Origin of the sequence: Lysobacter sp. 22409 (assembly GCF_052045105.1) — a bacterium.
Taxonomy (GTDB): Bacteria; Pseudomonadota; Gammaproteobacteria; order Xanthomonadales; family Xanthomonadaceae; genus Lysobacter; species Lysobacter antibioticus_B.
In genome coordinates this window covers 12,572-29,187 of the sequence record NZ_JBQEOE010000033.1, presented here as the reverse complement: position 1 = coordinate 29,187, position 16,616 = coordinate 12,572, and the positions used below count along the sequence as shown (strand labels likewise).

Below are 16,616 nucleotides of genomic sequence, written 5' to 3'. Positions count from 1 at the left end.
TTTCTTTGGTTACCTTTCTTTTGGGCTTAGCAAAAGAAAGTAACCCGGCCGCGTAGCGGGCGGAAGCTCTGCTCTTGCTTGAAGAAGAAAGCGTCGCGAATCCTTCCCCTGTAGGAGCGACGCAAGTCGCGACCGCGTCGCATCAGTTTCGCATCGATGCCGGCCGCAGCCCGTCAGGGTAGGAGCGGCGCAAGTCGCGACCACGCTGTGGCGGTCTTGCGGCGCCTCACTCAAGCAAGATCAATATCTAAATCAAACGCCAAAAGCTTCCGCCACTAAAGCGGCGGGTTACTTTCTTTTGTCATAAGCAACAAAAGAAAGGTAACCAAAGAAAAATGCTTTTCTTTGAATCACAAGCCCGCACGAGCGGCGCCTCCGCAGGAATTTTTCATACGGGACATCCCTGTCCCGATGAAAAACGGCGCGCATCCATGCGCGCCGCCCTCCGGGTCTTCTTTAGCCTTCGCGAATACGTGGCGACGCACAGCAACAGCAACAGCTAGGACTAGAACTAGGACATAGAGCTAGAGCTACTACGACAGCATCGGGCAACTGGACCGCGTCAGCTGGATACCCCGTGCTCGCGGCTCACGCCCCTCCCACCCTCAAGCCAAAGCCAGCGACCGACCAACCCCGTATATCGGCCCCACAAGACAAGAACACTCCTTCCAGCATTCATGTCCGAATCCGGCGAGTCCCGCCCCCTCGCCGGTGCTAGCCTTGCTTCATGGACGCCCCCATCACCCCCGCCCCGACCGCCTCGCTGCCGCATTGGCGCGTCTGCGAACAGGCACGCTTCAGCCGCGATCCGCGCTTCGACGGCCTGTTCTTCACCGCCGTCACCAGCACCGGCATCTATTGCCGGCCGGTCTGCCCGGCGCCCGCGGCCAAGCGCGAGAACGTGGTCTATTACGGCCATGCCGCGGCCGCGGAAGCCGCCGGTTTCCGGCCCTGTCTGCGCTGTCGTCCGGAGTTATCGCCGGGCGAAGGCGCATGGCGCCGCGGCGACGCCGCGGTGGCGCGTGCGCTCAAGCTGATCGACGAAGGCTTGCTGGCCGATCAGCCGCTGGCCGCCTTGGCCGAACGCGTCGGCGTCGGCGAACGCCAGTTGCGGCGCTTGTTCGTCGAACGCCTCGGCGCGCCTCCGATCGGCGTGCACGGCACGCGGCGGTTGTTGTTCGCCAAGCAACTGCTGACCGAAACCCGTCTGCCGATCACCGAGGTCGCGATGGCCGCCGGCTTCGGCAGCCTGCGCCGTTTCAACACCACCTTCCGCGAGGCCTACCGGATGGCACCGCGCGACCTGCGCCGGCGCCCGAACGAAAGCCCCGACGGCGACGGCAATACCCTGACTCTGCGCCTGGGCTATCGCCCGCCCTACGACTTCGCGGCGATGCTCGACTTCCTGCGCGGCCGCGCCCTGCCCGGCGTCGAAGTGGTCGACGCGCACAGTTACAGCCGGGTAATCGGGCCGATCGAAGCGCCCGGCTGGCTGCGCGTCAGCGCCTGGCGCGGCGGCGAGCACGCACTGAAGCTCGAACTGCACGGGCCGAAGCCGGCGCGTCTGCTCGAAATCACCAATCGCCTGCGCCGCATGTTCGATCTCGACGCCGATCCGAACGCGATCGCCGCGGCGCTCTCGGTCGATCCGCGCCTCAAGCCCTTGCTGGCGAAACGCCCGGGCCTGCGCCTGCCGAGCGGCTGGGACGGTTTCGAGATCTCGGTGCGCGCGATTCTCGGCCAACAGGTCAGCGTCGCCGCCGCGCGCACCCTGGCGACGCGGCTCGCACAGCAATTCGGCCAGGCCCTGCCCAAGCCCTTCGCCGCCGGCCTCGAACATCTGTTCCCGACGCCGGAAGCCTTGGCCGATGCCGATCTCACCCAGATCGGGCTGACCCGCGCCCGCGCCGATACCGTGCGCACGGTGGCACGCGCCTTGCTCGAAGGCCGGGTCGATTTCCGCGCCGAACGCACCCTCGACGATTTCGTCGCTCGCTGGGTCGCCCTGCCCGGCATCGGCCCGTGGACCGCGCACTACGTCGCGATGCGCGCGCTCGGCCACCCCGATGCGTTCCCGGCCGACGACCTCGTGCTGCAGAAAGCGGTGCCCGAAGACGGCGTGCGGATGAGCGCGAAGGCACTCAACGCGCGCGCCGAAGCCTGGCGTCCGTGGCGGGCCTATGCGGTGATCCACGTCTGGCGCGACAGCATGCCGGTGCCGATCAGTCAGGCTCTCGGCGACACTGCTCAACCGGTCGCGGCACCCGCACGCGCCACGAAGAAACCCCGGAAAGCCGCATGATCACGTTCCAGCACATCGACAGCCCGGTCGGCCAATTGCTGCTCGCCAGCGCCGACGACGGCCTGCGTGTGATCGAGTTCGAAGCGCCCTGGCATCCGGTCAAGCGCGGCGCCGATTGGCACGAGGGCGATAACGGCGTGCTGCTCGAAACACGCAAGCAACTCGGCGAATACTTCGCCGGCACGCGCCAGGAATTCGATCTGCCGCTGGCGCCGCACGGGACGCCGTTCCAATTGCAGGTGTGGCGCACGCTGATGCAGATCCGCTGGGGCGAGACCTGGAGCTATGCGCAGATGGCCCGCCATATCGGCCAACCGACCGCGACGCGTGCGGTCGGCGCGGCCAATGGCCGCAATCCGCTGCCGATCGTGCTGCCCTGCCATCGCGTGATCGGCTCCGACGGCAGCCTGACCGGTTTCGGCGGTGGCTTGCCGACCAAGGAGTTCCTGTTGACCCTCGAAGGCGTGCTGCCTCGACGGGTGCCGATCGACGATCTGTTCGCACCGGCCTGAGCGCACATCGCGGCCGCGCCCGATCGCACAGGCACGGGCACGGGCACGGGCACGGGCACATCGATCAGAACATCGCTCAATCCGCGAGCAAAGCCCGCAAGGTCCGTCCGTAACGCGCGGCGACCGCGTCGCGATCGCGATGACGGCCTTCGGCGACGACCTGGCGGCCGCCGACATGGACCTCGCGCACCAGATTGCGGTTGCCGCTGAACAACCAGCGGTCGATGTAATCCTCATCGGTCGCGCCGGCGAAGGCCGGGGCGTCGCGGTCGAGGGTGAGGAAATCGCCGGCCAGGCTGATCGCATCGAAGCCGGTCGAGCGCTCGGCGCTCGCGACCACGCCGCGCAGCAAGGTCTCGCCGACGCTGGTCGAATGCGTGCCGACCGCGATGTTGCGGCGGCGCGTGATCAGGCGCTGGCCGTATTCGAGCCAACGCAGTTCCTCGACCGGCGATACCGAGATATGCGAATCCGAACCCACGCCCCAGGCGCCGCCGGCGTCGAGGTAATCGCGCAGCGGGAACAGACCGTCGCCGAGATTGGCCTCGGTGGTGGTGCAGATCGCCACGGTCGCGCCGCTGTCGGCGATGCCCTGCACTTCACCGGCATCGAGATGGGTCGCGTGCACCAGGGTCCAACGTTCGTCGACTTCGGCATGATCGAGCAACCAGCGCACCGGCCGCGCCTTGCGAATCGCCAGGCAGTCCTCGACTTCGGCGACCTGTTCGGCGATGTGCACGTGCACGCGGCTGTCGTCCGGCAACGCCGCCAGCACCTCGCGCATCGGCGACGGCGGCACCGCGCGCAGGCTGTGCAGGCAGCAACCGACCTTCAGCAGTTCATCGGACTCGCTGCGCAAGGTGTCGAGCAAACGCAGATAAGCATCGACTTCATGGCCGAAACGGCGCTGGCGCTCGCCGAGCGGGCGTTCGTCGAAACCGCCGGTCATGTACAGCACCGGCAGCAGGGTCATGCGGATGCCGGTTTCGCGCGCGGCCTGGATCAGGGCGCGCGACATCGCCGCCGGGTCGGCATAAGGACGGCCGTCCGGGGCGTGGTGCAGATAGTGGAATTCGCAGACCGTGGTGTAGCCGGCTTCGAGCATCTCGACATACAGCTGGCTGGCGACCGCGTGCAGCGACTCCGGTGTGAAGCGCCCGGCGAAGCGGTACATGGTCTCGCGCCAGGTCCAGAAACTGTCCCTGGGGTCGCTCTGGCGCTCGGCCATGCCGGCCATCGCGCGCTGGAAGGCATGCGAATGCAGGTTGGCGATGCCCGGCACGATGCGTTCGATGATGGTGTCGTCGCGGCGCCAGCCGGCGGGCGTCCAGAGAGCGGCTTGGTCTGAGGTGGTCATGTGCGCATTCTCGCCTGCGCGGGCGCGCGATGCGACCGTCGCGACGCGGCGCGGCGCGGCGCGGCGCGGCGGCCAGGATCGGCTGGCTATGGTCGGCTGGCTGAAATCGGCCGGGCAGAATCGCCCATGTAGAATCGGCCCATGAGCACCGCATCCCATCCTGCCGGCGGCGGCCGCTACGACGGCCTCATCGTCGGCGCCTCGCTGGCCACCCTCGACGCCGCGCAAGGCTACGGCGAGATCGCCGACGCCGCCCTGGCCTGGCGCGACGGCCGCATCGCCCACATCGGCCCGCGCAGCGCGCTCGGCGCCGACCCGGCGAGCCTGGCCGAAAGCGTGATCGAAGCCGACGGCTGGATCACCCCGGGCTTGGTCGACTGCCACACCCACCTGGTCTTCGCCGGCGACCGCGCGCGCGAGTTCGAGCAGCGCCTGCAGGGCGCGAGTTACGAAGAAATCGCCCGCGCCGGCGGCGGCATCGTGTCCAGCGTGCGCGCGACCCGCGCCGCCGACGAAGCCGAATTGCTGCGCCAGTCGCTGCCGCGCGCCCGCGCCCTGCTCGCCGACGGCGCCACCACCCTGGAAATCAAGTCCGGCTACGGCCTGGACTACGACAACGAGCGCAAGATGCTGCGGGTCGCTCGTGCGGTCGGCGATGCCCTCGGCGTCGAGGTGCGCGCGACCTATCTGGCCGCGCATGCCCTGCCGCCCGAGTACGCCGGGCGCGCCGACGATTACATCGACGCGGTCTGCGCGTGGATGCCGCGCCTGCACGCCGAAGGCCTGATCGACGCAGTCGACGCGTTCTGCGAAGGCATCGGCTTCAGCCCCGGGCAGACCCGCCGCGTGTTCGAGGCCGCGCGCTCGCTCGGCCTGCCGGTCAAGCTGCACGCCGACCAGCTCAGCGATCTCGGCGGCGCCGCCCTGGCCGCGAGTTTCGACGGCCTGTCGGCCGATCATGTCGAACACACCTCGCTCGACAGCGTGCGTGCGATGGCCGCGCACGGCACGGTCGCGGTGCTGCTGCCGGGCGCGTTCCATGTCTTGCGCGAGACCAAGCTGCCACCGCTCGACGCCTTCCGCGAACACGGCGTGGCGATGGCGGTGGCGACCGACTGCAACCCCGGCACCTCGCCCTTGCTGTCGATGCGCCAGGCCATGCAGCTGTCGTGCACGCATTTCCGCCTGACCCCGGAAGAAGCCCTGCGCGGCGCGACCGTGCATGCGGCGCGCGCCCTCGGCCTGGCCGATCGCGGCGTGCTGCGGGTCGGCGCGCGTGCCGATTTCGTGCAGTGGCGCATCGGCCATCCCTCGGAGCTGTGTTACTGGCTCGGCGGCGGTCTGGCGCAGCGCGTGTTCGCGGGTGGGCGGCGGTTGGTTGATACGATCGGCTAGAGCCGATGCTGATCGCTTTCGCCCGAACCCTTCGACGCAACGATCGGACTGTGGACGGTCGCGGCTCGCGCCGCTCCTACCCTTGCAAGCAGCGCAACCGCGTAGCCACGAGCTGGCATCGATGATTCTGCGTATACGCTGCGCCGCCGCAAGGCAGCCGCGGCGCGCTGTTGTAGGCTGGCTGCCCGATGCGGCATTACGCCGTCTTCGCTGCCCACCTGGAGGTACCGTGCGGACCGTTCTCGCTCTTGCCCTGCTCCTGTCGCCGCCTTTCGCGCTCGCCGACCAGCCTCTGAGCGCGGGCCAGCGCTTCGCCCAGGACGCGATCATCGTCGACACCCATATCGACGCGCCGAGCGGACTGCTGCGGCACTGGAACGACCTCGGCGTCGACACGCCCAAGGTCGAGTTCGACTATCCGCGCGCGCGCCAGGGCGGGCTCGACGTCGCCTTCATGTCGATCTACACCTCGCCCGGCGAAGACGCCGCCGGCACCGCGCAGCAGACCGCGCACACCCAGATCGACGCGGTCGAGGCGATGATCGGCCGCCATCCGGACAAGTTCGCCCTGCTGCGTTCGCCGGCCGACCTTGAACGCCTGCACGAACGCGGCCAACGGGTGCTGCTCGCGCTCGGCATGGAGAACGGCGCGCCGATCGGCGACGACCTCGCCCAGCTCGCGCGCTTCCACGGCCGCGGCGTGCGCTACATCACGCTCGCCCATGGCCAGGACAACCGCATCAGCGATTCGTCCTACGACAAGCACCGCAAGTGGAAAGGCCTGAGCCCGTTCGGCGAACAGGTCGTCGACGAAATGAACAGGCTCGGCATCATGGTCGACGTCTCGCATCTGTCCGACGACGCCGTTCTCGACGTGCTCGCGCGCAGCAAGGCGCCGGTGATCGCCAGCCATTCCGGCCTGCGCCATTTCACCCCGGGCTTCGAGCGCAACCTCAGCGACGAGCTCGCCAAGGCGGTCGCGGCGAAGGGCGGCGTGGTCCAGATCGTGTTCGGCAACGCCTTCGTCGACCCGGCCTCGGCGGCCGATACTCAGGGTTATTTCGACGCCAACGCCAAGTTCGAAAAGGAACAGGCCGCCGCCCGCGCACGCGGCGAAACCGTGCAGTCTCAGGAATCCTTCGACCAGGCCTGGGAGAAATCGCACCCGCCGCGCGCGGTCAAAATCGATGCGGTGCTGAACCAGATCGACTACGGCATCAAGCTGCTGGGCGCCGATCATGTCGGCATCGGCTCGGATTTCGACGGCGTCAGCGGCGCCCTGCCGGAAGGCCTGAAGTCGGTCGCCGATTATCCGAATCTGATCGAGGGCCTGAAGGCGCGCGGCCACTCCGACGAAACCATCCGCAAGGTGCTCGGCGGCAATCTGCTGCGGGTGTGGAGTGCGGTCGAGAAGCTGGCGCAGAAGTCGTAAGGCCGGCCGCGAACGCGGGACGTTCGCGGCATCGGCATTCGCGGCGGTTGCATTCGCATCAGTTACATCCGCGCCAGTTACATCTGTGCCAATTACATCTGCGGCATCGCCACTGCGATGGCAAGACCGCTGAAACGCAGAAGCCCGGCTTGCGCCGGGCTTCCGCTATCGCACGTACGAGCCCGCTTAGAAGCTGGCGCGCACGCCCAGGTTGAACTGGCTGTTCTTGTCGCCGAATTCGGCTTCGCCGACGATGCCCCAGGTCTCGTTGAACTTGACCAGTGCGCCGATCGTGCCGCTGAATTCGCCGTCGTAGACGTCGCCGTCGGTGTAGTTGGCCTTGATCCAGCCTTCGAAGTTCGCCGCCAGGTCGCCGCGCAGGCCGAGCGAAGCGCGGTAGTCGTCGCCTTCGACGGCTTCTTCGTCTTCGACGTCGATTTCGGTGCGCAGGTAGCTCAGCTCACCGGTCCAGTCGACGCGGTCGGACAGCGTGTGGTGGTAGCCCAGGCCGATCTGGTACTGGGTGGAGTCGATGTCGACTTCGCCGAGGTAGCTGCCGGCGTAGCTGACTTCGATATCGTCGCTGCCCTGGCGGTAGCCGCCGAACAGGTGCATGGCATCGTTCAACGCGACCGAACCGGCGATGTAACCGCCAGCGGCCTTCGGGTCCTCGATATCGAGGTCTTCGTCGACGGTGACCAGTTCGATCTTCTGCACCGAGTAGCCGGCTTCGACATGGGTGTAGCTCAGGCCGTCGGCAGCGGCGGCCGCAGACGAGGCCATGGCCAGCGCAAGCGCCAGCGCGAGTTGCTTCTTCATAAATCCCCTTGATCCTTCGAAATGTGATGACCGTTCCCTTCCTCGGGAACGCGCGCATCTTAATGAAAAAATTACATCTTGTCTGTGTGTGTCCGTTGGCATAAGCGCGGCGCGGAAAACCCGTTGCGATGGGCTTGCGCCGCCCCGTCGCCCGGGCCTTCGTCGGCAAAGAAAGGACAAAAAAAAGCCCCGCGATGCGGGGCTTTCTCGAACAGCGTCGGCGCCGGGCCGGCTTATTCCTTGGCAGCGGTCTTCTTGGCCACGACCTTCTTGGCCGGTGCCTTGGTCGCGCTCTTGACGGCGGTCTTCTTCGCTGCCGGCGCGGCGGCGGTGCCGGTCGCCTTGCTCACGGCCTTGCGGGCGTTGCCGTAGCTGGAGTTGTAGCGCTTGCCCTTGGCGGTCTTGCGGTCGCCTTTACCCATGGTCGTGCTCCTAATTAAGACGTTCTACAGTTGAATCGAATGGTGGTCCGCGCAGGCTGCAGGCGATTTCGCCGGGGGCCGAGGCCCGGTGTCCGGCGCTGCGCGGCCGCGCGCGAGGCTGCGAAGCCTAGCACAAGCGTCGATCCGAGGCGTCCGCAGCCGCTCCTGTGGGCGCTCAGTGAGCGCAGCTGGCGTCGTGGACGTGGCTGTGGTTCAGGCGCAGGTTGGCCAAGTGGGCCAGGCCGACCAGGGTGCCGCCGAAGGTCATGGCGATGGCGTGCGGCAGGGTCGAGCCGTGCAGCGGCGGGTACAACACGCCGATCCACAGCACGCTCAAGCCCGGAACCAACAGCGACAGCGCGCGCACGGCGTGGTGGCGGCGATAGCCGGAGATCAGGCTGGCGGTGCCGAGCATGGTGGCGAAGATGACGAAGGCCAGTTCGAAGCCGTCGTCGAACCAACCGGCGAAGCCCAACGAGGGCAACACAGCTATCAGCAGCGGCAGCGCTGCGCAATGAATGGCGCAGGCCAGCGAGCCGAAGGCGCCGATCCGGTCGATTAAGCCGCGTAGCAATGAAGACATGGGGGGATGACTTCTGGGATGGTTGTCAATCGGTAAACGTTACTTTATAACATTTCACCATCCCCCGCCAGTTCATCGTCAGCCGGTTCATCATGCCCAAGCCCATCCGTTCATTCCTCGGCGCACGTCGCAGCGCGCTCACCATCGCCCTTACCCTGGCCCTGCCGGCCGCGCTGGCCACAGCCCAGGCCAATGCCCAGGAGCCGCCTGGGGGCACCGCCAGCGACACCCGCCACGACAAGGCTACCAGCCTCGACGCCGTTGTCGTCACAGCCACCCCGCTGCAGTCCAGCTCCGAGGAACTGGCCCAGCCGGTCGAAGTGCTGGCCGGCGAGAAGCTCGACGAAGCGCGCGGCACCACCCTCGGCGAGACCATCGGCAAGCTGCCCGGCGTGCAGAGCTCCAACTTCGGCGCCGGCGTCGGCCGCCCCATCATCCGCGGCCTGGAAGGCCCGCGCGTCGGCGTGCTGACCGGCGGCCTGGCCAGCCAGGACGTGTCCACCGTCAGCCAGGACCACAACGTCACCGTCGAACCCTTCCTCGCCGACCAGATCGAAGTGCTCAAGGGCCCGGCCACCCTGCTCTACGGCAGCGGCGCGATCGGCGGCGTGGTCAACGTGGTCGACGGCCGCATCGCCGAGCGCCCGCTCGACGAAACCGTGTCCGGCCGCGCCGAGATCCGCCACGACACCGTCAACGACGGCGTCACCGGCATGGCCCGCGTCGATGCGATGGGCGCCGACGGCGCCCTGGTGCTGCATGCCGACGGCGTGTACCGCAACAACAAGGATTACGAAACCCCGCTCGGCCGTCAGCGCAACAGCTTCGTCGACACCAAGACCGGCGCGCTCGGCGCCTCGTTGGTCGGCGATCTGGGCTTCCTCGGCTTTTCCGCAGCGCGCTACGAAGACCGCTACGGCAATCCCGGCGAACCCGGCGATGCGCTCGAAGGCGAAGCGCCGGTGCACATCGACATGAAGCAGAACCGCTTCGAACTGAAAGGCGGCATCAATCAGGCCTTCGGCATTTTCAGCGGCCTGCGCGCGAGCGTGGCCAACACCGAATACGAACACATCGAATTCGAAGGCGACGAAGTCGGCACGCGCTTCCTCAGCGACGCCACCGAAGGCCGCCTGGAGCTGACCCATAAGCCGTTCGCCGGCTGGGTCGGCGCGGTCGGCGTGCAGGGCTACGAGCGCAAGTTCCAGGCGATCGGCGAAGAGGCCTTCGTGCCCAAGACCAAGACCCGCGCCGCCGGCTTGTTCGTCACCGAACAGCGCACCTGGGACCCGCTGCAGCTCGAACTCGGCGCGCGCGTCGACAAGATCGAAAGCTCGCCGTTCGGCGCGGCCAAGCGCGACTTCACACCGGTCAGCCTGTCGGCCGGCGCACTGTGGAAATTCAACGACGCCTGGCGCCTGAGCCTCAACCTCGACCGCGCCGAACGCGCGCCGGCCGAAGAGGAATTGTTCGCCCACGGCCTGCACGCGGCGACCGCCTCGTTCGAGATCGGCGACGCCGATCTGCGCAAGGAGCGCGCCAACCAGGTCGAACTGGGCGTGCATTACCACGGCGCGAAATTCGAGGCCAAGCTCGCCGCCTACCAGACCCGCTTCGACGGCTTCATCTACCTGCTCGACACCGGCGAGATCGAAGACGACAGCCCGGTGCGCCAGTGGAGCCAGGCCGACGCCAAGTTCACCGGTTTCGAAGGCGAAGCGATCGCGCACCTGTTCGACGGCGACGCCGGTAAGTTCGACGTGCGCGTGTTCGGCGACAGCGTGCGCGCCAAGCTCGACAACGGCGGCAACCTGCCGCGCATCGCCCCCGGCCGCGTCGGCGGCGAATTGCGCTGGGACGCCGACTCCTGGCGCGCATCGCTCGGCGCGACCCGCTACATGAAGCAGGACAAGGTCGCGGCCAACGAAACCCCGACCGACGGCTACACCCTCGTCGACGCCCACCTGGCCTACCACTGGGACGCGGGCAACCTGGGTTACGAGGTCTTCCTCAACGGCAGCAACCTGACCGACCAGGAAGCGCGGGTGCACACCTCCTTCCTCAAGGACAGCGTGGTGTTGCCCGGCCGCGGCGTCGATTTCGGCGTGCGGGTGTTCTTCTGACCGGTGCGTTCGTCAATCGGCACCGCCTGACTTCGGGGCGCTCGACGATCTCTCTCCAAGTGACATGACGCTTCCCCGTGGCCCAGACGCCGACCTCGTGTCGGCGTTTGCGGTAGAGGAGCAAATAGGTGTATATACACCTAGTGAACCCCGGAAACGAACCTGTCGCCGCCCCGACCCAGAGCGTCTGCACCTGCTTCCGCATGCGCAAGCTGGCGCGGCTGATGAGCCAGCGCTACGACCAGGCCTTGGCGCCGGCCGGGATCAACCTCAACCAATATTCGATCTTGCGCCGCACTGGCGGCCAGGGCCGTCCGCTCGGCGAAATCGCCCGCGAGCTCGGCATGGACCGCAGCACCCTGAGCCGCGACCTCAAGCCGCTGATCGAATCGAACTGGATCGAGAGCGTGCCCGGCCTGGATGCACGCCAGCGCCGCCTGCGCATCACCGACGAAGGCCGGCGGGTGATCGAACGCGCGCAACCGCTATGGCGGCAGGCGCAGGACCGGATCGATCAAGGCCTGGGCGCCGAAGGCGTCGCCGCTTTGCATGCGCAGTTGGACCGCGCGATCGCGCAGTTGCAGGACGACGCGCCGTGAACGGGCCGATACGAACGATCCGGCCTGGGTTGTTTGTGTCGTTCCGGCGAGAGCGCACTGCGTTCTGCCCGGGCGGAACCGGATGTTCGAAACCTATCGTGCGAGAACGCTTGCGGTCTCTGGATTCCCGCCTTCGCGGGAATGACGAGAACAACACACGAGCGTCGGCCTGCAACGACGCGCATGCAAGCTGCGCGGCATCGCCACAGGCTGAGGCGATGCCGCGAACTGGCGGTCGCCACTGCGCGAGAGCGGACTCGGCTTTACTTCGCCCTGCACCGGAGTCATTGCGAACAGTCCAGCGACTGCATTCGCCTGCAACGCCCTGAAGTCTGCCGCACTCGAAACCACGCTCGCCCCCTCCCTCCCCGCAGTTCCTCTGCCGCCGAGAACCCCATGAGCACGACTTCCTCTCCGCCCACGATCAAGACCGCGTCCTATTGGCCGTTGCTGCTCGCCGCCACCGCGATGCTGATGATCACCATGGGCATCCGTCAGTCGCAGGGCTTGTTCGTCAAACCGATCGGCCAGAGCACCGGGCTCGGCATCGCCGAGATCAGTTTCGCCCTGGCGATCGGTCAGTTCGTCTGGGGCGCGGTGCAACCGGTGTTCGGCGCGCTGGCCGATCAACGCGGGCCGGGGCGCGTGCTCGTATTCGGCGGCGTGCTGTTGATCGCCGGCATGGGGCTGACGCCGTTCGTGTCGTCGCAATGGGGCTTGATGGTCACGCTCGGCCTGCTCGGCGCCGCGGGTGCCGGCGCCGGCAGTTTCTCGATCCTGATCGGCGCCACCGCGCAACGTTTGCCGGCGGAAAAGCGCTCGATGGCGGCCGGTTTCATCAACGCCGGCGGTTCGCTCGGCCAGTTCGTGTTCGCGCCGCTGGTGCAGGCGGTGATCGCCGCCTCGGGCTGGATGATGGCGATGTGGACGCTGGCCGTCGCCGCCATCGCGACCCTGCCCTTGGCGTGGCCGTTGCGGCGCCGTACCGCCGCCGTTGCCCCCGGAAGCATCGCCGCCGCGCCCGCGGCCGAGATCGGCCTGCGCGCGCAACTGCGAGTCGCTTTGCGCGACCCGAGTTATTGGATGCTGCACGTGGGCTTTTTCACCTGCGGCTTCCACATCGCCTTCCTGGTCACCCATCTGCCCGGCGAAATCGCCCTGTGCGGTTTGTCCGACAACGTCTCGGCGGTGTCGTTGGCGCTGATCGGTTTGTTCAACATCGCCGGCAGCCTGGCCGCCGGCTGGCTCGGCCAGCGCTACCGCATGAAACACCTGCTCGCGCTGATGTACGCCAGCCGCGCGGCGATGATCGCGATCTATCTGATCTCGCCGCCGACGCCGTTGACCTTCTACCTGTTCGCGGCCGGCCTGGGCCTGACCTGGCTGGCGACGGTGCCGCCGACCGCGGGCCTGGTCGGCAAACTGTTCGGGCCGCGTTACCTGGGCACCTTGTTCGGCCTGACCTTGTTCTCGCACCAGATCGGCGGCTTCTTCGGCGCCTGGTTCGGCGGCATCGCGATGGCGGAGTTCGGCGACTACACCTGGATGTGGTACGCCGACATCGTGCTCGCCTTGCTGGCGGCGGTGGCGAACCTGCCGATCCGCGAAGCGAAACCGGTCATGACGGGATTAGCGCCGGCGAAGGCATGAGTTGTCCCCTTATTGGAAAAGGGGTTAGGAAGATTTGCTTTCGCTTCGTCGGTCGCCGCGACCTGAAGCTAAATCCCCCGCGCCAGCGAATCTCACCCGACCTCAAACGACATCGGACGCCGCCCCCTTTTCCAAAGGGGGCGAACTTTCGAACGGGCGAATCGTCGGAGGCATAGCGTCCCCCCTTTGAAAAAGGGGGATGAGGGGGGATTTGCTCTCGAGCCAACCGCAACGATGAAGCTGCCCAGCAAGAGCAAATCCCCCGCGCCAATCACCGCTAACCTGACTTCCTGCTCAGACAGGGCGCAGCCCCCTTTGCAAAGGGGGCGATCTTCATAAGCGGTTGTCGCAGGCGCTGGACCTGCGAAATCACGCGGTCACGGAATCACGCGGTCACGCAACGAAATCAAGCCTTCGCCTGCACGCAATCGGCGCACATGCCGTGCACTTCCAGGGTTTGCGCCTGCGGCACGAAGCCGAGCGCGCGGGCGCGGCCTTCGAGCAGGTCGACGATGCGCTCGTCTTCCAATTCGGTCGCCGATTGGCAGCTGTCGCAGATCAGGAACGGCACCGCGTGCTGGGCGCCGCCCGGGTGATGGCAGCCGACGTAGGCGTTGATCGAGGCGAGCTTGTGGATGAAGCCGTGCTCGAGCAGGAAATCCAGGGCGCGGTAGATCGTCGGCGGCGCGGCGGCGTCGTGGGTGGCCTTCATCTGGTCGAGCAGATCGTAGGCCTTCATCGGCTTGCCGGCGTCGGCGATCAGACGCAGGGCATGGGCGCGGATGGGAGTCAGCCGCAAGCCGCGCTGTTCGCAGGCCCGCTCCACCTCCTGCACGAAGGCGTTGCCGTCGTGGACGTGGTGCTGGGGGTCGGTACAGGCGTGGCTGGTGCTCATGGCGGACTCCATTATCGCGGCGCGATGCTTCCTACGCAGGGAGTTTAGTGAGGGCGGCGTCGATGCGTTGCAAGGCCTGGGCCTGGCCGGCCAGGTACACCGTATGCGAAATGTCCGGGCTGACCTGGGTGCCGGTGATCGCCACCCGCAGCGGCTGGGCGACCTTGCCCATGCCGATGGCCAGGGCTTCGGCGGTCTCGTGCAGGGCCGCCGACACGGTCTCGGCGGTCCAGGCGCTGAGCTGGCCCAGGCGGGTGCGGGCTTCGGCCAGCGGCGCGCGGGCATTCGCGGTCAGATGCTTGGCGACCGCCGCATCGTCGTACTCGGTCAGCGGCCGGTACCAGACCGATGCTCGCTCGGCCATGTCCTTGAGGGTCTGCACGCGGTCGCGCAGGGCGATCACCACGTCGGCCGGGGCCGGGCCGCTGGCCAGGTCGTAGCCGTTGTCGAGCAAATGCCATTCCAGGTGCTTGCCGACCGCCACCGGGTCGTCGCTCTTGAGGTACTGCTGGTTGAGCCAGCCCAGCTTGGCCGAGTCCAGGCGCGAGGCCTTGGAATTGACGTCCTTGAGCTCGAACAAACGGGTCATCTCCTCGATCGAGAAGATCTCCTGGTCGCCGTGCGACCAGCCCAGGCGGACCAGATAATTCAGCAGCGCGTGCGGCAGATAACCGGCGTCGCGGTACTGCATGACGTCGGCCGCGCCGGTGCGCTTGGAGAGCTTGTTGCCCTCCTCGTCGAGGATCATCGGCAGGTGCGAGAAATGCGGCACCGGCGCGCCCAGCGCCCGATAGATGTTGATCTGGCGCGGGGTGTTGTTGACGTGGTCGTCGCCGCGCACGACATCGCTGATGCGCATGTCGAGGTCGTCGACGACGACGGCGAAGTTGTAGGTCGGGTAGCCGTCGGCGCGGAAGATCACCAGGTCGTCGAGTTCGTTGTTGGCGATCTCGATGCGGCCCTTGACCTTGTCCTCGAACACGACGGTGCCGTCGAGCGGGTTCTTGAAGCGGATCACCCGGTTCGGGTCGTCGCGGAAGGGTTCGTTGCGGTCGCGGTAGGCGCCGCTGTAACGCGGCTTTTCCTTCGCCGCCATCGCCGCATCGCGCGCCGCGGCCAACTCTTCCTTGGTCTCGTAGGCGTAATAAGCCGTGCCGGCCGCGACCATCTGTTCGGCGACCTCCTGGTAACGCTGCAGGCGATGGGTCTGGTAGATCGGGCCCTCGTCGTAGTCCAGGCCCAGCCAGTCCATCGCCTCCAGGATCGCGTCGATCGCCGCCTGGGTGCTGCGCTCCTGGTCGGTGTCCTCGATGCGCAGGATGAACTGACCGCCCGCGCGGCGCGCCTCCAGCCAGCAGTACAGCGCGGTGCGCGCGCCGCCGATGTGCAGATAACCGGTGGGACTGGGGGCGAAACGGGTGCGGCAGGTCATGCGGGGCTCGGTGAATCCTGGGAGACCGGGGATTTTAACGGAGCCGGGGCGCAGGCGTCGGGAAAAGCCGCGGGCGAACGCCACGACAGGGGTTTTGGGCCCGGCTTGCGGCAAGGAGCCGAGTCGGGTTCGCGCACCTGCCGCCCCCTCCTCCCAGTCCCGCGATTGCGGCGAAACCAGGCCCCGCATCGATCCGGTTCCCGCCCTGCACTCGCTCGTCCATCGCCCGGCCAGTTCCCCCACAGCGCGCCCCGGCAACGACCCTGGCTAAACTAAGCCCATGACGACCCTCTTCATCTCCGACCTCCATCTCGACGCCGAGCGTCCGCAGATCACCGAACTGTTCGGCCGCTTCGTCCGCGACGAAGCCCGCGGCGCCGACGCGCTGTACATCCTCGGCGACCTGTTCGAGGCCTGGGTCGGCGACGACGACCCGTCCGAGACCGGCGCCTTCGTCGCGCACGAACTCAAGGCCCTCGCCGACAGCGGCGTGCCGGTGTATTTCATCCGCGGCAATCGCGACTTCCTGCTCGGCCAGGACTACGCCCGGCGCGCCGGCATGAGCGTGTTGCCCGACCCCGCCGTGGTACCGCTGTACGGTCACCCGACCCTGATCGGCCACGGCGACCTGCTGTGCACCGACGATGTCGCCTATCAGCAGTTCCGCGCCCAGACCCGGCACCCGGCCTGGCAGGCGCAGTTCCTGTCGCAGCCGCTCGCCGCACGCCTGGCCTTCGCGCAACAGGCGCGCGCGGCGAGCAAGGCTCATCAGGCCGGCCTGCGCGACGACGGCCGCATGGAAACCATCACCGACGTGTCGCCGGCCACCGTCGCCGAGACCTTCGCGCGTTACGGCATCGACCGCATGATCCATGGCCACACCCACCGCCCCGCCGTGCACGAGCTGGACGTCGCTGGACGCGCCTGCCGGCGCATCGTGCTCGGCGATTGGTACGAGCAAGGCTCGGTGCTGCGCGTCGATCGCGACGGCGCACGCCTGCAGACGCTGGACTGAGCGCATCGCTTACGGCTCCGCCGCAGAAACGAAAACGCCCGGACGCGAAGTCCGGGCGCTGCTGCAAGGCGGCTGGATCG

General features: G+C 67.4%; 14 protein-coding genes. 8 read left to right on the top strand and 6 right to left on the bottom strand.

The genetic code is table 11. The annotated features are described in order from the left end of the window. Positions 1-727: 727 nt before the first annotated feature. Positions 728-2,302, top strand: coding sequence for an AlkA N-terminal domain-containing protein (locus ACTJJK_RS16420; RefSeq protein ID WP_440730715.1), 1,575 nt, complete (start codon positions 728-730; stop codon positions 2,300-2,302). Continuing rightward, entirely contained in the window at positions 2,302-2,814 is a 513-nt protein-coding gene (locus ACTJJK_RS16415; RefSeq protein WP_031373015.1) for a methylated-DNA--[protein]-cysteine S-methyltransferase, read from the top strand. Before ACTJJK_RS16420 ends, ACTJJK_RS16415 begins: the two co-directional genes overlap by 1 nt. A 76-nt stretch (positions 2,815-2,890) precedes the next feature. Here the strand turns inward: ACTJJK_RS16415 and ACTJJK_RS16410 are convergent, their stop codons facing one another. Further along, a complete protein-coding gene (locus ACTJJK_RS16410; RefSeq protein WP_440730714.1) occupies positions 2,891-4,171 on the bottom strand; it encodes a formimidoylglutamate deiminase in 1,281 nt (426 codons plus the stop codon). Positions 4,172-4,312: 141 nt separating this feature from the next. Between ACTJJK_RS16410 and hutI the strand changes: the two genes are divergently transcribed. After that, positions 4,313-5,566, top strand: a complete 1,254-nt coding sequence (gene hutI, locus ACTJJK_RS16405) for an imidazolonepropionase (protein ID WP_031373013.1) — start codon at positions 4,313-4,315, stop codon at positions 5,564-5,566. A 229-nt stretch (positions 5,567-5,795) separates the two neighbouring features. Further along, entirely contained in the window at positions 5,796-6,998 is a 1,203-nt protein-coding gene (locus ACTJJK_RS16400) for a dipeptidase (protein WP_031373012.1), read from the top strand. A 186-nt stretch (positions 6,999-7,184) separates the two neighbouring features. Here ACTJJK_RS16400 and ACTJJK_RS16395 read toward each other — a convergent pair whose 3' ends face one another. The 3 genes from ACTJJK_RS16395 to ACTJJK_RS16385 form a co-directional block, all read right to left on the bottom strand. Further along, positions 7,185-7,817, bottom strand: a complete 633-nt coding sequence (locus ACTJJK_RS16395) for an outer membrane beta-barrel protein (protein WP_223620381.1) — start codon at positions 7,815-7,817, stop codon at positions 7,185-7,187. A gap of 233 nt (positions 7,818-8,050) precedes the next feature. Next, positions 8,051-8,239 (bottom strand): 30S ribosomal protein THX, encoded by a 189-nt coding sequence (locus ACTJJK_RS16390; protein WP_031373010.1) that lies wholly within the window; start codon positions 8,237-8,239, stop codon positions 8,051-8,053. A gap of 175 nt (positions 8,240-8,414) precedes the next feature. Further along, a complete protein-coding gene (locus ACTJJK_RS16385) occupies positions 8,415-8,822 on the bottom strand; it encodes a MerC domain-containing protein (RefSeq protein ID WP_440730713.1) in 408 nt (135 codons plus the stop codon). Positions 8,823-8,914: 92 nt separating this feature from the next. Between ACTJJK_RS16385 and ACTJJK_RS16380 the strand changes: the two genes are divergently transcribed. The 3 genes from ACTJJK_RS16380 (at position 8,915) to ACTJJK_RS16370 (ending at position 13,194) form a co-directional block, all read left to right on the top strand. Next, a complete protein-coding gene (locus ACTJJK_RS16380; protein ID WP_440730712.1) occupies positions 8,915-10,945 on the top strand; it encodes a TonB-dependent receptor in 2,031 nt (676 codons plus the stop codon). A gap of 128 nt (positions 10,946-11,073) precedes the next feature. Continuing rightward, positions 11,074-11,544, top strand: a complete 471-nt coding sequence (locus ACTJJK_RS16375) for a MarR family winged helix-turn-helix transcriptional regulator (protein ID WP_440730711.1) — start codon at positions 11,074-11,076, stop codon at positions 11,542-11,544. Positions 11,545-11,940: 396 nt separating this feature from the next. Further along, a complete protein-coding gene (locus ACTJJK_RS16370) occupies positions 11,941-13,194 on the top strand; it encodes an MFS transporter (protein ID WP_440730710.1) in 1,254 nt (417 codons plus the stop codon). A 406-nt stretch (positions 13,195-13,600) separates the two neighbouring features. Here the strand turns inward: ACTJJK_RS16370 and ACTJJK_RS16365 are convergent, their stop codons facing one another. Beyond that, positions 13,601-14,089, bottom strand: coding sequence for a transcriptional repressor (locus tag ACTJJK_RS16365; RefSeq protein WP_036149149.1), 489 nt, complete (start codon positions 14,087-14,089; stop codon positions 13,601-13,603). A gap of 31 nt (positions 14,090-14,120) precedes the next feature. Further along, positions 14,121-15,521 carry a glutamate--tRNA ligase gene (gltX, locus tag ACTJJK_RS16360; RefSeq protein WP_440730709.1) on the bottom strand — a complete coding sequence of 467 codons (1,401 nt, stop codon included), beginning with the start codon at positions 15,519-15,521 and terminating at the stop codon, positions 14,121-14,123. A 280-nt stretch (positions 15,522-15,801) separates the two neighbouring features. Here gltX and lpxH point away from each other — a divergent pair, with 280 nt between their 5' ends. Further along, entirely contained in the window at positions 15,802-16,536 is a 735-nt protein-coding gene (gene lpxH / locus ACTJJK_RS16355; protein ID WP_031373003.1) for a UDP-2,3-diacylglucosamine diphosphatase, read from the top strand. Positions 16,537-16,616 lie beyond the last annotated feature (80 nt).

Bases quoted from the DNA above. Each gene is read 5' to 3' on its own strand.
- ACTJJK_RS16420 (WP_440730715.1), top strand. From the start codon at position 728: ATGGACGCCCCCATCACCCCCGCCCCGACCGCCTCGCTGCCGCATTGG.
- ACTJJK_RS16395 (WP_223620381.1), bottom strand. From the start codon at position 7,817: ATGAAGAAGCAACTCGCGCTGGCGCTTGCGCTGGCCATGGCCTCGTCT.
- ACTJJK_RS16390 (WP_031373010.1), bottom strand. From the start codon at position 8,239: ATGGGTAAAGGCGACCGCAAGACCGCCAAGGGCAAGCGCTACAACTCC.
- ACTJJK_RS16410 (WP_440730714.1), bottom strand. From the start codon at position 4,171: ATGACCACCTCAGACCAAGCCGCTCTCTGGACGCCCGCCGGCTGGCGC.
- ACTJJK_RS16380 (WP_440730712.1), top strand. From the start codon at position 8,915: ATGCCCAAGCCCATCCGTTCATTCCTCGGCGCACGTCGCAGCGCGCTC.
- ACTJJK_RS16365 (WP_036149149.1), bottom strand. From the start codon at position 14,089: ATGAGCACCAGCCACGCCTGTACCGACCCCCAGCACCACGTCCACGAC.
- ACTJJK_RS16370 (WP_440730710.1), top strand. From the start codon at position 11,941: ATGAGCACGACTTCCTCTCCGCCCACGATCAAGACCGCGTCCTATTGG.
- gltX (WP_440730709.1), bottom strand. From the start codon at position 15,521: ATGACCTGCCGCACCCGTTTCGCCCCCAGTCCCACCGGTTATCTGCAC.
- hutI (WP_031373013.1), top strand. From the start codon at position 4,313: ATGAGCACCGCATCCCATCCTGCCGGCGGCGGCCGCTACGACGGCCTC.
- ACTJJK_RS16385 (WP_440730713.1), bottom strand. From the start codon at position 8,822: ATGTCTTCATTGCTACGCGGCTTAATCGACCGGATCGGCGCCTTCGGC.
- lpxH (WP_031373003.1), top strand. From the start codon at position 15,802: ATGACGACCCTCTTCATCTCCGACCTCCATCTCGACGCCGAGCGTCCG.